The 12,586-nt window shown below is 68.6% G+C and carries 11 protein-coding genes; 7 read left to right on the top strand and 4 right to left on the bottom strand.

All coding sequences use genetic code 11. The annotated features are described in order from the left end of the window. Window positions 1-306: 306 nt before the first annotated feature. Entirely contained in the window at window positions 307-546 is a 240-nt protein-coding gene (locus AB0I53_RS33000) for a hypothetical protein (RefSeq protein ID WP_358611856.1), read from the bottom strand. 444 nt (window positions 547-990) lie between these two features. Here AB0I53_RS33000 and AB0I53_RS32995 point away from each other — a divergent pair, with 444 nt between their 5' ends. From AB0I53_RS32995 to AB0I53_RS32985, 3 genes are all read left to right on the top strand, one after another. Continuing rightward, on the top strand, window positions 991-1,881 hold the full coding sequence (locus AB0I53_RS32995) for a Scr1 family TA system antitoxin-like transcriptional regulator (RefSeq protein ID WP_358611853.1): 891 nt from the start codon (window positions 991-993) through the stop codon (window positions 1,879-1,881). An 18-nt stretch (window positions 1,882-1,899) separates the two neighbouring features. Beyond that, window positions 1,900-2,280: a DUF397 domain-containing protein gene (locus tag AB0I53_RS32990; protein WP_358611850.1), complete on the top strand. Its 381-nt coding sequence runs from the start codon at window positions 1,900-1,902 to the stop codon at window positions 2,278-2,280. A gap of 214 nt (window positions 2,281-2,494) precedes the next feature. After that, window positions 2,495-3,010, top strand: a complete 516-nt coding sequence (locus AB0I53_RS32985) for a hypothetical protein (RefSeq protein ID WP_358611866.1) — start codon at window positions 2,495-2,497, stop codon at window positions 3,008-3,010. On the opposite strand, the gene AB0I53_RS32980 is transcribed toward AB0I53_RS32985, so the two are convergent. Both AB0I53_RS32980 and AB0I53_RS32975 read right to left on the bottom strand, forming a co-directional pair. After that, window positions 3,011-3,199 (bottom strand): hypothetical protein, encoded by a 189-nt coding sequence (locus AB0I53_RS32980; RefSeq protein ID WP_358611863.1) that lies wholly within the window; start codon window positions 3,197-3,199, stop codon window positions 3,011-3,013. Window positions 3,200-3,267: 68 nt separating this feature from the next. Then, the gene (locus AB0I53_RS32975; protein ID WP_358611847.1) at window positions 3,268-4,584 is read right to left on the bottom strand and encodes a cytochrome P450; all 1,317 of its coding nucleotides are present in this window, start codon (window positions 4,582-4,584) and stop codon (window positions 3,268-3,270) included. Window positions 4,585-4,709: 125 nt separating this feature from the next. Between AB0I53_RS32975 and AB0I53_RS32970 the strand changes: the two genes are divergently transcribed. Then, window positions 4,710-4,967 (top strand): hypothetical protein, encoded by a 258-nt coding sequence (locus AB0I53_RS32970; RefSeq protein WP_358611842.1) that lies wholly within the window; start codon window positions 4,710-4,712, stop codon window positions 4,965-4,967. Window positions 4,968-5,320: 353 nt separating this feature from the next. On the opposite strand, the gene AB0I53_RS32965 is transcribed toward AB0I53_RS32970, so the two are convergent. Next, the gene (locus tag AB0I53_RS32965; protein ID WP_093275530.1) at window positions 5,321-5,572 is read right to left on the bottom strand and encodes a Smr/MutS family protein; all 252 of its coding nucleotides are present in this window, start codon (window positions 5,570-5,572) and stop codon (window positions 5,321-5,323) included. Between the two features lie 172 nt (window positions 5,573-5,744). Here AB0I53_RS32965 and AB0I53_RS32960 point away from each other — a divergent pair, with 172 nt between their 5' ends. Genes AB0I53_RS32960 through AB0I53_RS32950 form a run of 3 tightly spaced genes read left to right on the top strand, consistent with a single transcriptional unit; the run spans window position 5,745 to window position 12,471 of the window. After that, window positions 5,745-8,462, top strand: a complete 2,718-nt coding sequence (locus AB0I53_RS32960) for a hypothetical protein (protein ID WP_358611839.1) — start codon at window positions 5,745-5,747, stop codon at window positions 8,460-8,462. 20 nt (window positions 8,463-8,482) lie between these two features. Next, a complete protein-coding gene (locus tag AB0I53_RS32955; RefSeq protein WP_358611836.1) occupies window positions 8,483-9,391 on the top strand; it encodes a hypothetical protein in 909 nt (302 codons plus the stop codon). Continuing rightward, window positions 9,376-12,471, top strand: coding sequence for an AAA family ATPase (locus tag AB0I53_RS32950; RefSeq protein WP_358611833.1), 3,096 nt, complete (start codon window positions 9,376-9,378; stop codon window positions 12,469-12,471). The genes AB0I53_RS32955 and AB0I53_RS32950 overlap by 16 nt, the downstream gene beginning before the upstream one ends. Window positions 12,472-12,586 lie beyond the last annotated feature (115 nt).

The raw sequence follows: 12,586 nt of genomic DNA, 5'->3' as shown, positions 1-12,586 counted from the left end.
GACGCTCCTCCGATGCTGTGAGTACTCGGCCCGAAGCACGCTTCGAATCCGGTCAAATCGCCTGTGGTGTGGGACGTCCACTCCTCCCGGCCGCGTGGCTCGATGCCGCCGCGAGTAGGGGAGGTCGCGGCATCGGGCCGGGTTTTTAGAGCGCTCGAAGGCGCTGGATGATTCGGTCTTTGAGCTCGTGGTCGATTCGGGCCCAGACGGGCGGCTCGGTGAATCGCCAGGCGTGGTTGTCGGTGGTCGGGGTGTCGTCGGGTTCGGGGTCGACTGGGGTGCCGTCGGGCCACCGCATGGGAGAGGTCACCGCGGCCAGCCCTTCATTTCTTTGAGCAGCGCGTTGCAGTCTGGGCATGTCCGGGCGTGAATCCAGTCCATTTCGGACGGATTGGCCAGGGCGAAGGTGTTGCCGCAGAACGCTTCGTCGGCTGTGCGGGCGTCCAGGCGGGTGCCGGCGAAAGCGTGCCGCACGAGGCCGTAGGCGCTGGACTCGTCCGGCACTGGCAACCAGAAGTAGCGCTGCTCTGTCTGGGGCTGGGGCATGAGAACTCCAGGGTTCGGGGGTTGTAGGGGTGGCGGGCGGCGCGCGGAGCCCGGGGGGCGCGCGGTGTCGGGGGCACCGCTCGGTCTCGACGCAGCGCCGCCCGCCTCATGTGCCCGGTCCGTCCCGTCGGGAGGGGGCACGGACGGCCCGGGCAGGTCTCAGGAGTGCTGAAGGTCGTTGGTACAGGCGAAGTTCCGCATGGCCAGGCGCGAATGTGCCGGGGTGCGGGGGACGGGCATACCACTCTCCTTTAGAAGGTGACATCGATCGCATCGAGATCTGGAACACGCTGCCCTGATGATCCTAGCTTGATCTAGGAAAGCTGAATAATCAAGCTATCGGCACCCATCCGATCGAGTGGCTGTGGGCGATACCCTTCGGGAGGAAGGGACGATCGCCGCGCTTGGCAACGCCGCTCGTCAATCACAGGAGAGGCAGAGCAGATGCCCGCAACCGTTCGCACGGCCAAGAAGCTGCTGCTTGGGCGCGAGATCGCCCACATGATCCAGGAGGCGGACTCGTCGCAGGCCGAGGCAGCGAAACTCATTGAGACGAGTCAGCCGCGCATTGCCAGCCTGATCAGTGGTGCGAGCAGCATCAGCCCCGGCGACCTCGTGCTTCTGGCGTCGAAGCTCGGCTTCAGCGATGAGGGCTATCTGGAAGCGCTGCGCGAGCTGCGCCGGGACAACCACAAGCGAGGTTTCTGGACCACCGGCCACAACCGCGCGTACTCCGAGGACATCCGGCTACGAGTTGACCTGGAGAAGCACGCTGATCAAATCCGTGCAGTTGAGGTCGAGGTCGTACCGGGGCTACTGCAATGCGAGGCGTACGTCCGGGCGATGCATGCCGATCAGCCCGAGATCAACGGCGTGACGCTGGAAGATCGCATCCAGGCAAGGCTGGCGCGGCAAGACATCCTCGACAGGGACGAGCCACCAATGGTGCAGTTCGTGCTGTCGGAATCATGTGTCCGGCGAGTATGGGGCGACAAGTCGGTTATGCGCGAGCAGATCGACCACCTCATCAAACTCAGCAACCGGCCGAACGTGCACCTACAGGTTTTGCCGTTCGACCGTCCGGCCGGTCGACGATCGCCGATTTCGAGTCCGTTCGTGTTGATCCGGGTGCCTTCGCCCGGCGCGGCCGGGCCATTGGAACTGGCATACGTCGAGGGTGCAAACGAAATCCGGTACCTCGACGACAAGAAGGCGCTCAAAGCGTATGAGGCGGCGTGGGCACGTCTCGCGAACGCTGCGTTGACGTTCGCGGAGACCCGTCGGTTCCTGAAGGGCGTTGCCGCCGACTTCGCACGATCGTCCCCATCCAAGTGACACCCAAGGAGATTGCCGATGAACACAGCCCCGTCGTTGGCCTTCGCGGAGATTGACTTCCGGAAGGCCAGTAAAAGCGTTCCTGACAAGGACTGCGTGTGTGTGGCCCGCCGGGATGGTTGGGTCGAGCTGCGTGACGACAAGACGGTGTTCGGCGCGTCGGATGACCATCGGTTGGTGTTCACCGCCGAGGAGTTCGATGCCTTCTTAGCCGGTGCTCGGGAGGGCCGGACCGAGGGGCTGTGCCTGGAGATCACCCGCCGCGATGCGGACGGCATGCACGTGTTCCGCCGGCGCGGCTGGGCAGCCGTCGAGCTGGTGTTCACCGAAGCCGAACTGCTGGCGTTCCAGGACGGCATCGCCAACCACGAATTCGACGCAATCGCCTACGCCGCATAGGTTTTCCGCTGTCGCCGTCGTGTGAAGTCGTGAGTGTTTTGGGGCGCTATGGCACCCCAAAACACTCACGGCCCCTGACCTGCCGGAACGTCGCTCCAGTCTGAGTGAACGGCACTTTCACGCCCCCGCCCGGGATCGATTGAACCGGATGCCGCTCGGCATACGTGTGCTGGCCAACAGGTCCGTGCACCGACAAGGCAGTTGGAGGAACCCCGTGACCGAGCCCGGCAGCTGGAGCGAGTTCGAGCGGATGGAGCAGCGGAAAGCCCAGGATGAGCAGCTGATCCGGGAGTGGGAACGCGCCAACGGCAGCGAGCATGTGCGGCACGTGCGCAACTTCGTCGAGCACGTGCGCCGGGACATTGGCGTCAACGGCGTCATCGGTCAGGTTGACATCAAACCGGTCAAGGGAGGGATCGAGGTCGTCGCTGGGTATCGCATGGAGTCGGACCCGGTCGATGGTCTGCCAACTTTGCGCCCGTCGGTGTCGAGTCCGGATTCGTCCCGGCCAGACCGCGCTGGCGCGGGCGCCTGCGGGGTGGGTGAAGTGAGCACACCCCTGATGAAGAATGTCGAACCGCTGTCTGACCTCGTGTTCCCGGGCGGGGCGGCGACGCAACCGGACTGGGATGGTCCAGGCGGTGCCGGCGCGGTCGCCGATGTCGCCGATGTCGCCGATGTCGAAGGTCAGCAGGCCAGTGCGACTGGGTGGAGCGGGCCCCAAACCTGATCAGTCGCACGTCCCGCAGGAGGTGGCCCCGTACCAGGCGTGCACGGCGGTGAGGTGCGTGTAGCCGGCGTAGCTGTCGTGCACCAGCACCCCGGTGAACTCCGCGAGGCCGTCGCCAGCATCGAGGGAGAGCGGAAAACCGCACGGCAACGAGACGATCCGCGTTACCCCTGATGGCGAGGTGAGCATTGAACTTCCCGCGCCGTTGGCCGCCTACGCCAACAAATCATGCTCAGTCTCTAGCAACGGTTTCCTGGCTAACGGGCACTCAGACGCATCCGCAGCGATCGTGGGGCGAGGACGGCGCTGGGAGCGGCCCGCACGGCACGTGTGGTGTGCCGGAGCTCCCAGCGGGCCGCGACCGAAGCAAGCGTGAGCACCGCCTGGTTCAGCCCGAAGGTGTCGCCGATGCACCTGCGGGCCCCCGCAGCGAAGGGCAGGTAGGCGGTCCGGGGCGGCCTCGCGACGTGGCCGGGCAGCCATCGGTCGGGATCGAAGCGGTCGGGGTCCGGGTACAACCGCGGACTACGGTGAATGAGGTAGGGACTGTAGATCACGATAGTGCCCGCTGGTAGCGGCTGGCCGGCTAGTTCCGCGTCGGCGGTGACGATTCTGGTGAATATCCACCCCGGCGGGTAGAGGCGCAGGGTTTCGGTGATGACGCGGTTCGTCAGCTCGAGAGCGGGGAGGTCGTCGGCTTCCGCGACTCGCCCGCCGAGTACCGCGTCGGTCTCGGCGTGCACTTGTTCTAGCACATCGGGGTGGGCGGCCAGGAGGTGCAGTGCCCAGCTTAGTGTGGTGGCACTGGTCTCGGTCGCGCCCAACAGCACGGTGACGACCTGGTCCCGGATCTCGGACTCCGCCAGCGCCCTGCCGTTGTCGTCGCGGGCGGCGAGCAGCGCCGACAGGACGTCGGCATGGTCAACGCCGCTCCGCCGGTACTCCGTGATGCAGGCGTCGACGGCCGCCGCGACGCGTGCCCTGGAGCGTCGGAAGCGCAGGTTTAGCGGGGTGGGCAGATTCTTGAACGGAGGCGGCACGACCAGGTTGCGGAACACGCCACGCACGATGTCGTCGAGCGACTCCTCCAGCGCGACAGCCGCCGGTCTGGCGACGTCGGCGACAAACAGGGTTCTGGACACGATGCGGCTCGTAAGTGCCTGCATCTGGGCGCGCACGTCAATGACGTCGCCCTGCTGCCATGAGTCGAGCATCACGCTGATCTGCTCGGACATCATCCGTGCGTAGTTGGTCAGGCGATCGCGGTGGAACGCGGGCTGCAGCAGGCGACGCTGCCGTCGGTGGTCCTGATGTGAACAGGAGGCCAGGCCGTTGCCCACCACCTCACGGACCTTGTCGAAGGTCGGGCCACCCTTATCGAAAATTCGGTCGTTCACGAGCAGGTGGTGCACCAGGTCCGGGTCGGTCACGACGAACGCCTTCCACGGACCGAGCCTGATCCGCACCAGATCGCCGGCAGCGGGCAGAGACGTCAGAAAGCCAAGCGGATTGCGCGCCATCGCGAGTGCGTGGCCCAGCAGGGGCAGGGCGCCGGGGGCGGTCGGCGCGGTCACCGAGCTAGTCATTGGCTGGCTCCAAAACCAGCATTGGCTGGCTCCAGAACCAGGTGATCGTCGGGAGCGGTGGCGGGGGTCCAGACAGCAGCTCGCTGGGTAGCCATCATGACATCCTGGCAGATATGTCCACGACGCCAATCGTGCAGTGGAGCTGTTGCCGAGCGGCAAATGGTTGCCCGTTTGCCCTTTTCTTTTTGCCCTTCTGGGGCGACGACCTGTCGATTAGACCCAAACTCGTCCGCATCCGGCTCCCCGGCGATTCGCTGACGCCCGAAGAAGCCGACCTACGCCAGCGCATCCAGAACCAAGTACTCCAGACCCTCGGGTACGCGGTCCCGTTTATAGATCACCGGAATGCGGCGCTCACGCCGAGCAAGTGAAGCGACACACCTCTGCCTTTCCAGACATCCGCGCTTGGGTCTGTCGGGAAATTCATCGGTGGATGTGGCGAGGCGGGAGTGGGTCGGTGGCTACAGTCGACTCATCAGGTGTTGCCAAGGGTGTTCGTCGCCGGCAACCGGTGGTTGGTGAAGCGACTCCCGAAGGACACTTGTGCCGTTGCACGAGTAGCGGCCGGTGAGGACCCCGTCCACTGTGGCCGATCCGGCTCGTGAACCCGCGGCCGGTCGGGACACGCGTCCCAAGCAGTCGCACCCGACCGGCTGAAAGCAGGCCAGTGCGACTGGGTGGAGCGGCCCCCAGTCCTGATCTCTGCACCGCAACCGCGCCGGCGTCAGAAGTGCACCAGCACCCGGCCGTCGTTGTTCGGATCGACCTCTACGGAACGGTAAAGGCGCTTGAGATGCGCCGCACCTAGCATCTTCACGACCCGGTTCTGCAGCGTTGCCTTCCCTTTGCCGACGATGATCTCGGCCATCGGGATCCGCTCGCGTGCGGCCCGGAAGATCACGGTGCGCACCGCCTGATCGATGTCGCGGTCGCTGCGGAAGATCGGGTGCAGATCGACCGTGATCTTGTCGGCCATGAAGAACTCCTTCTGAGTACGTGACGGGCGGTAGCGCTGCAATCGACACCGCGCTACCAGCACGTTGGGAAGGCGGTTGGGGGTTCATTCGGGCAAAGCCAGCAGCGGGTTCGCGGTGCGATGAACCCTAGCGCTGTGTGTGGCCGTGTCCATGACGGTGAAGGGAGGCACGGTGGACGCGCCGATCGAGGTCGAGCGGGTTCGGCACGCTCTCGTGGTCAGCCGTTCGAAGACTGACGACGAAGCTGTCGCTCTCGCTGAGGCACTGCCGCAGGAACGCGGTCGCACCACGGTGGTGGTCGGCGCGTCGGCGCTGGCCGCAGTGGCGCAGCTCGATCCGTGGGTGGTGGCGGACATCGCCGGGGCGACCACTCGCAGCCTGCGAATCCTTGCGCCGAGCCTGTCGTCGGTGGCCGAGGACGGCTCGCCGTTGCCGGGACGGACATTGTCGGAATGGCTCGGCGTCGAGGTCGTCGTGCCGGGCGGCGTCCCGCGCACCCTGGCGGACGGGAGCCTGTTCGTGCCCGGCTCCGGCCCTGGGTGGGTCGCCTTCCGTTCGGGGCGGCCGGGTGTCCCGCTCGGGCCACGGCTGCCCAGCCCGGAATGGCAACGCCCGCTGGCCATGCCGTTGCCCGAAGGCGCCACACAGATTCCGCTCGGGCTGTGGGTTCGCGGTCCGGGGAGCCCGGAGCGGCCCGACGACCAGCTGTCCACGCGACCGCCGGACCCCGATCGGATGTACGTCGTCATCGGCGCTCCCGGCGAGCAAGCTCCGTCACCGGCGGCTGTGGCCGCTGTGTTGCGAACGCTGCCAGACGAGGTGCGTGGGCGCGCGGTGCTGGCGGAGTACGGCGGCTGGGGTGTGGCCAGTGCCGTGGCTGACGAACTTGGCGCGCCGGTACGCGCGGCGCACGGTGTCCCGCTTGAAGGGCGCCCAGTGCTTCTTGACGAATCGGGCCGTCCGTTGTGGCGCCCGTTCGCGGTGGAAAGCGTGTATCTGCCCGGGCGTGGGCCGGTGCTGGACCGTTGGGTCGCGCCAGGCCCTGCGATGCCGTTGGCTGCCCCTGGTTCGTATCGGCTGGCCGATGGGTGGCGGGTCGACGTCGTGGCGCGCGGGCTGCTGGTGCGCCCGGACTCGCAGGCCCCGCGCCCGGAGTGGCTGGCCGAGCCAGGGCCGCACGCTGACCTGGTCCTGGCCGCTGACTGCGCGGTGCCCGCAGAGGTGCTGTCGGCGCTGGACGGTCTGATCCACGGCCTGCCGGAGGATGCGCGGGAGCGCCTGCGGTTCGTTCCCGCATCCCAGCACGCCGCCGAGGCGGTCAACCGGCTCGGTGCGGCACCGGGCGCGGAGCGCGGCGAGCTCGCGCAGGCACCCCAGGCGCCCCAGGCGCCCACGGCGCCCACTGTGGCTACACCCCCCGTACGTGAGGCACCGCGCGACAAGCGGCTGGTGGCGGGAATCGTGGTGACGACGGACGGCCGGATGCTGCCCGCCGAGCCGATCGTCGCCAGTTCGGTCAGGGACTTCCGGCCCCCGGCAGCGCCCGGTGTGATCGGCGCCCCGGCGCCTGCGGAGCCCAGCAAGCCCGTCACGCCGGTCGCGCCCGCCACGGTGTCGGCGACCACGCCGCCGCAGCAGCTTCCGGTGACCCCGGAAGCGGCACGCCCGCCGCAGCAGGTTCCGGCGACCCCGGAAGCGGCACGCCCGCCGCTGGCCGAAGCAACCAACTCGTCCCCCCAGGAGCCTGCGGTACTCCCGAAGACCTCGGCCGGTACTCCCCCGCCGGTCGAGTCTGGCCCGCCAACAACGGGCCAGATCCCCGCCGGTGGGTCGGTTCTTCTCCCACCAGGACCGGCCCACCGCGGGGTTAGGGCTCCGTCGGAGCCGCCGAGTGACAGGCCGATGACCACGGTGGGCCTGCCACAGCGGACCGAGACCGCGGCCGAGTCGCGGCGCCAGCAACCGCCCGCTGACCCGCCTGCCTCGCTCCCGCCGCTGGTCGCCAAGGCCGGACGGGCACCACGGGACACGCCGCCCGCCGACCCGGTAGCCGCACAGGCCGCGACGGTCGCCGCGCCGCCTGAACCCGAAGCCAAGGTCTCGCCGACCCCAGCCCAGGAGCCGGCCGAAGCTCAGGAGCCGGTCGAGGAGCCAGCTCAGGCGGCGGTCGAGGAGCCGGTCGAGGAGCAGGTGCAGCGCCAACCGCGGCGAGAACCGCTCGAGGTACCCGCGGACGCACGCAGCACCCCCGAGCAGCGGAAGAACGTCCGCACCAGCCTCGGCTCGAAGTACGACGTGGCCACCCGCGCGGTCACCAAGCTGCTGTCCGAACGTCCGGGACTGCGGGCCGGCCGGGGCGAGGAGGCCGCGATGCTGGCGGAGCTGGCCGTGGTGCGGGTGTTCGGTGAGGAGCCGGGCGGCGATTACGACACCGATTTCCACGTGTGCCTCGCCAGCGGCCTGCGCCGCCTCCCCACGGTGCGCGCCGTGGTCGTGCGGGGCATCCCCGACGACACGCTGCTGGCGCCGGGCGCGGTGGTGCGGTTGCGCGAGCCGGTGGTGGCGGCTCCGGTGGCGCAGCCGCAGTCGGTCGGCGGGACGGAGGCGCTGATCTGGGTCTCCACCGCCCGTCGTCTCGACGGCCTGGTGCGCAGCGTCGGTGCGGACGAGCTCGACATCTCCGGCGATGTGGTGCTGCCAGGTCAGACTCGGCTCAAGGTGCTGGGCGTGGAAGGCGGCGGCTCGGTCCGCCGGATCCTGTTCGCCGAGGACGGTAGCGACGGCGAGGAAATCCTTGCCCGGCTCCGTGCCGCAGCCAAGGAACGCGCCGACGCGGAGCTGGACGAGCCGGTGTCGGACCGGTGGTACGGCCCGTTGCACGCCGCATAGCCGGAAGGATGATCCGCCGCATGGACGACCTGGCCGACGAGTACGAATCGCCGCGGCTCGCCGTCGATCTGGATCCGCACGAACGTCTCCTTGAGCTGGCAGGCCGCGCCCCGGACGGCTGGCTGGCCGTTGCCCGCGAGGTGCTGGCCGGCGGCGACCGGCAACGGCTCGACGAGCTGGTCGGCGCGCTGCTGCCGCGGCTCGAAGGGCGTCCCGCGGCGCAGTACCGGTTCGCGCCGGATGCCGATGGGGCCTGGGACGGGCCTGACCGCGCCGTCGTGGCGTCGGTGCGGGCCGCGCACGGCACGGCGGCATGCTGGGCGACGATGCGCGACGGCGTCGACCGCGTCTACCTGGTGCAGGCCGATGACGGTGCGAATCTGCCAGCCGTCACCATGGCCGTTCAACGGGTTGCCGGCCACCAAAGCGATCCGCGCGTTGAGGTGTTCGCGGCGGGCACCGACCTGCCCGTCTACCACAAGACCGCGCTGCGCTCGGCCGTCCTGCTCTGGACTCGTGAGCCGCCGGCGGAGGTGAAGGTCGCGCGGACGTTCGACGGCGCATCCGGCGACGGGGGCCCGTGGTTCGATTCCGCGCACGAGCTCGTGGTCGACTCCACCGAGCGGCAACGGCTGCTGGACTTCCTCAGCAGCGGCGAGATCGTGCTGGATACCGACCTGCGGATGACCGACCTGGTCTCCGGGGCGGCCGGTGCGGTGCCCGCCAGCCTGCGCTCCGACGGCGCATGGGTGTGGTCGGACGCCTCCCGCTACTACCTCGACCGACATCTGCTGGCGCCGGACGCCGCGCTCGCCGCGCATGCGTTGGCCAACGGGCGAGCAAGCCGCATGACCCCACTGGACCGCTACCGCGTGTGCTCGATGCTGAACCCGGAGAACGAGGAGGGCCCGCTATGGCGAGCAGAATGACCGGCACGCGGTCGATGCTGGGGGTTTCGCCCAGTGAGCCGGAATGCTTTCGCACCATCACCGACGCGATCGCCGCGGCGAAGGACGGCGACGTCATCTCGGTGCGGCCCGGCACCTACGCGGAATCGATCGTGCTGGATCGCGACATCACCATCTCCGGTGCGGGAGCACCCGGCCAGGTGCGGGTGGAGGCATCCGGCGATCCGGTGCTGCGGCTCGATGTCGAGCACGCGGCGGTTTCCGGTATCGAGTTGGCGCACCGCGACGGGGAGATCGCGGTGGATCTGCGGGCCGGAGTCCTTGAGCTCGACGAGTGTGTGCTGGCCGCCGAATCCGAGGTCGCCGTCGCGGCGCGGAGCCGCACGGAGCTGAAGGCCCGTGAATGCGAGCTGCGCAACCCGGGCGGCGCGGGCCTGCTGGTGTACGACAACGCCCGCGCCGAGCTGAACGCATGCACGCTCGCGTCCATCTCGAGTACGGCCGTGGTATCTCGTACCGGCGGCACGGCGACGTTGGTGGACTGCGTGGTGACCGATGCCAACAGCGCACTGCTGGTGGCCGACCACGGCCGGAGCACGCTGCAACGCTGCCGGATCGACAAGATCGCCGACAACGCGATCGTCGTTGAACAGCACAGCCAGCTGAAGATGAACGACTCCGACATTTCCAATGTGCGGGGTGTGGTGCTGCTCGCGGCGGCCGAATCGATGCCCGTGCTGCGCGACTGCCGGATCAGCGACGTCGACGCGCAGGCCGTGGTGGCGATGCAGAACGCCACGGTCGAGCTGGAGCGGGTGGGGATCGCCAAGGCGGGCGGGCATTCGGTGCAGGTGTTGGACGGATCGACGGCCCACCTGTCGGCCTGCACCTTCACCGACGCCGGGCACGACGCGGTGTCGGCAAGCGCCGACGGCGTCGTGAAGCTCACCGGCTGCGACATCACCGGAGGCGCGGCAGGCGGGGTCGTCGCGGACGGCCAGGCCGAAGCCACGGTGTCGGATTGTCAGGTGACGCGGACGACGGGCCCGGCGTTGTCCGCCCGCGGCGAGGCCACGCTCGCCGTGGACGGTGGCATCCTCCGCGAGTGCGGCTCCGGCGCGGAATGGCACGGGCAGTCCGGCGGCGGGATGATTTCCTGCACCGTCCGCGACAACGTTCGTGACGGTGTCGCGGTGTTCAGCGACGAGCCGGTGGAGATCCGGCGGTGCCGCATCGACGGCAACGGCGACCAGGACACCCGGTTCGAAGGATCCAGCGTCATCTTCGACGACAGCGGCGAGCCGGGCGAGTCGCGCCCGCCGGTGGTCCAGGAGGAGTCCGGTAGGGCCGTTGATTCAGACGAGCCGCAGGACACCGGAGAACCCCGCCACGCCGACGAACTCGACAAGCTGCTGGCCGAACTGGACGACCTGGTCGGTCTGGATGGCGTGAAGCGCGAGGTGGAGACGCTGGTCCGGTTGCACCAGATGGCCGAGCGCCGCGCCGCGGCCGGTCTGCCGTCGCCGCCGATGTCGCAGCACTTGGTGTTCACCGGCTCCCCCGGTACCGGAAAGACGACGGTCGCGCGGTTCTACGGCCGCATCCTGGCTGCCCTTGGTGTGCTCCGGAAGGGGCAGCTGGTCGAATGCGCCCGGCCTGACCTGGTGGCCGCCGTGGTCGGTGGCACGGCGCTCAAGACCGCGGAAGTCTTCGAGAAGGCCCTCGGCGGTGTGCTGTTCATCGACGAGGCATACACCCTGTCCCAGGGTGGTGGCGGCGGTGGCCCGGACTTCGGCCGGGAGGCGATCGACACGCTGGTCAAGCTGATGGAAGACCACCGTGACGACGTGGTGGTGATCGTCGCCGGGTACACCAACGACATGCGGCAGTTCCTGGCCGCGAACGCGGGCTTGTCCTCCCGGTTCTCGCGCACCATCGACTTCGCCGACTACTCCTCGTCCGAATTGGTCACCATCGTCGAAGGGATGTGCCAGAACCACCACTACCAGCTGGAGTTCGAGACCCGTTCCGCGCTGCACGGGTATTTCACGGCGTTGCCGCGCGACAGCTCCTTCGGCAACGGCCGCACCGCGCGCAAGGTGTTCGAGGAGATGGTCGGACGGCAGGCCTACCGGCTCGGCGACGACCGGTCGGTGACCGCCGCCCAGCTGACCCGGCTGCTGCCGGAGGATCTTGGGCCGCTGCCTGGGGCCGCCGTGGGTGCCGGCGCGGGCAAGATCGACGAGGAACGGGTCGAGCAGCTGCTGGGCACCCTGCGCAGCCTGGTCGGGCTGGCCGAGGTGAAGGCCGAGGTCGCGGCGATGGTCGACCTGCTGGCGTCCGCGCGGCAGCGGGAGGCCGCTGGGCTGCCGTCGCCGCCGGTGAGCAGGCACCTGGTCTTCGCCGGACCTCCGGGCACGGGTAAGACCACCGTTGCCCGGCTGTACGGATCGCTGCTGTCCGCGATGGGCGTGCTGGCGCAGGGGCAGGTCATCGAGGTCGCCAGGGCAGACATGGTCGGCGAGTACGTCGGCCACACCGCGCGCCGGACCACCGAGGCGTTCGACCGTGCCCGCGGCGGCGTGCTGTTCATCGACGAGGCGTACACGCTCTCCTCCGGTGGCAGCCGCGGCAGTGGGCCGGACTTCGGTCGGGAGGCGATCGACACGCTGGTCAAGCTGATGGAGGACCACCGTGACGAGGTGGTGGTGATCGCCGCCGGATACGAGCAGGAGATGGGCGGGTTCATCGCCGCCAACCCCGGTCTGTCCTCGCGGTTCTCGCACCGGGTGCGCTTCGCCGACTACACCGCCGACGAGTTGGTCACCATCTTCAACCAGCACGCCGCCGAGTCCGGTTACGAATGCACTGGGCCGTCCGTGGCGGCGTTGCGGGCGCATTTCGCGGCGGTGCAGCGGGGGAGTTCTTTCGGTAATGGTCGTTATGCTCGCCAGGTTCTGGATGTGGCGATTGCGCGGCATGCTCGTCGGACGCGGGGTTTGGTGAATCCGACGTTGGATGATTTGTGTGTGCTGCATCCTCAGGATATTCCGGGGCCGCCGCAGCCGGAGCAGGTTCAGGGTGGTGAGAATTCGGTTTAGTTGGCGCGAGTGCTGGGAGGGGTGAGCTAAAGGGGCGGTTATGGCGATCATGTTCAGTGAGTTTGAGCGCCAGCTGTCGTATTGGCTTACGGGGGATGAGCCGCCGCCTGTTAAT

The sequence above is a fragment of the Saccharopolyspora sp. NPDC050389 genome (assembly GCF_040655595.1).
Lineage (GTDB): Bacteria > Actinomycetota > Actinomycetes > Mycobacteriales > Pseudonocardiaceae > Saccharopolyspora.
The sequence above is the reverse complement of the archived record's forward strand: the minus strand, read 5'-3'. Positions and strand labels throughout refer to the sequence as shown.

Bases quoted from the DNA above. Each gene is read 5' to 3' on its own strand.
- AB0I53_RS32990 (WP_358611850.1), top strand. From the start codon at position 1,900: ATGAACACAGCCCCGTCGTTGGCCTTCGCGGAGATTGACTTCCGGAAG.
- AB0I53_RS32965 (WP_093275530.1), bottom strand. From the start codon at position 5,572: ATGGCCGACAAGATCACGGTCGATCTGCACCCGATCTTCCGCAGCGAC.
- AB0I53_RS32955 (WP_358611836.1), top strand. From the start codon at position 8,483: ATGGACGACCTGGCCGACGAGTACGAATCGCCGCGGCTCGCCGTCGAT.
- AB0I53_RS32970 (WP_358611842.1), top strand. From the start codon at position 4,710: ATGTCCACGACGCCAATCGTGCAGTGGAGCTGTTGCCGAGCGGCAAAT.
- AB0I53_RS32980 (WP_358611863.1), bottom strand. From the start codon at position 3,199: ATGCTCACCTCGCCATCAGGGGTAACGCGGATCGTCTCGTTGCCGTGC.
- AB0I53_RS33000 (WP_358611856.1), bottom strand. From the start codon at position 546: ATGCCCCAGCCCCAGACAGAGCAGCGCTACTTCTGGTTGCCAGTGCCG.
- AB0I53_RS32995 (WP_358611853.1), top strand. From the start codon at position 991: ATGCCCGCAACCGTTCGCACGGCCAAGAAGCTGCTGCTTGGGCGCGAG.
- AB0I53_RS32950 (WP_358611833.1), top strand. From the start codon at position 9,376: ATGGCGAGCAGAATGACCGGCACGCGGTCGATGCTGGGGGTTTCGCCC.